General features: G+C 50.7%; 1 protein-coding gene. It reads right to left on the bottom strand.

Features of this window, described 5'->3' with window-relative positions; translation table 11 throughout:
• Positions 1–148: 148 nt before the first annotated feature.
• Positions 149–1,378, bottom strand: coding sequence for an IS110 family RNA-guided transposase (locus ABD734_RS07765; RefSeq protein ID WP_344703124.1), 1,230 nt, complete (start codon positions 1,376–1,378; stop codon positions 149–151).
• Between the last annotated feature and the right edge of the window lie 243 nt (positions 1,379–1,621).

The raw sequence follows: 1,621 nt of genomic DNA, 5'->3' as shown, positions 1-1,621 counted from the left end.
TTCTTACGATTAGTCAATAGATTACAAGCATATATTCCATATTTTTCATCCCTATCCAGCGGGGCGCCCCGCTGGATAGGGATGTCGGCATGCCAAATAGGCCCTGCTTTTTCAGTTTTTTCGGAGCAGGGGCTGTGGTATACTTGAGTTACGAATTGACGCAGTGGTGGGTGGCCACAGCGTAATCATATCGCTGTCCAACGGTGACAAGATGGAAGAGGCACTTCAAAAACTTGTTCACACAGGCGATGCAGGCAACCTTATGGTGTTTACCATGGGGTTGCTTTTTTAGTTTCCGATAGTAGTCCACCAGATGGTTATCCGCGTGCCTCTGGTTCCGGATCATATTCTCGATCATGTAGTACAGGATTTTCCTTAGATGCTTATTGCCGCGCCGATTGATCTTATCCTTGTACAGAAGGGTGCCGGATTGATGGCGGCGGATGTCGATGCCGGTATAGGCATTCAGCTGATTGGCCGTGTCGAACCGGCGGATGTCTCCGGCTTCAGCGATGATACGGACCGCTGTAATGTCTGCAATCCCTGGAAAGCTCTTCAGGATATGGTATTCCGCCTGTTCCTGAGACATGGCGACCATTTGCTGGATGAGCCGGTGCTTCAGCTCCAGCAGGGTCTGACAGCGTGCAGCATAGTTTCTGAGCTGTTCAATTCGGACGTCATCTGTAGACAGTGCCGGATAGGCATCTGCGGCCGCCGACATCAGCTGATCGGCTTTCTCTTCTGCGCGTTTTCGGGACTGGCGCTTCCCGGTGCTGCCGAGGATCATATTCTTCACTTTCGTTCTGGACAGCACAGTCACCCGATCCGGATGCGGAAACAGTTGGAGGATGGAAAGATACAGGTCGGAAGTTCGGGTAAAGAGCTGCTCCAGTTCCGGGAAGGTCATCTGAACCAGGGCATGGATCCGGGTTCTCAGTCGGACAATCTCCTGCTCCAATTCAGCGTAGTGGCGGGAGAGGCTGCGCATTTCTTCGTAATACCCTTCTTGAACCTGCTTGTTGCGGGGCGGATGGGTAAAACAGGCCTGGGCGAGTTTATGGGCATCACTCCGGTCCGTCTTGTGCATCCGCATGGACAGGCTCTGCATCTTGGCCGCCAGTGGATTGAGCAGCGCATACTCGAACCCGCATGCCTGCATGAAGCGTTCCAATGCCTTTGAGTAGACCCCTGTGGCTTCAAATACAATATCAGGCAGGACGCCATCCTGTTTCCGTTGCGTCTCAATCTGGATCCGGACATTATCAAAAGCCGATCTGGTATGCGTGATATCCCCTTCAAATATACAGTGCTGCCAAGCATCATAGACGACCATGTAGCTGTGTCCCATACTGACATCAAATGCGATGACACTTTTCATTTGGTTCTCCTCCTTTGTTTTAAGCAGAAGTGACCACGTATCCTCATCGATTCCCTTTTCTCATACTCGATCTCGAAGATCCCACATACTGAACCTGATTCAGATAAGGATAGTGGAGCTGGCCCGTTTTTATTCCGGATTCTAAATCCTAAAACCTCGTCGACCTGATCTCCACTCCTACTATATGAAAATAGTACCACAGGACCTGGCCGGGTCCTGTGGTACTAATCTTAGTATGTTTTT

Source organism: Salinicoccus jeotgali (genome assembly GCF_039538805.1).
Lineage (GTDB): Bacteria > Bacillota > Bacilli > Staphylococcales > Salinicoccaceae > Salinicoccus > Salinicoccus jeotgali.
This window is presented reverse-complemented; position numbering and strand designations above follow the sequence as displayed.

Coding starts and splice junctions, on each gene's coding strand:
- ABD734_RS07765 (WP_344703124.1), bottom strand. CDS start 1,378: ATGAAAAGTGTCATCGCATTTGATGTCAGTATGGGACACAGCTACATG.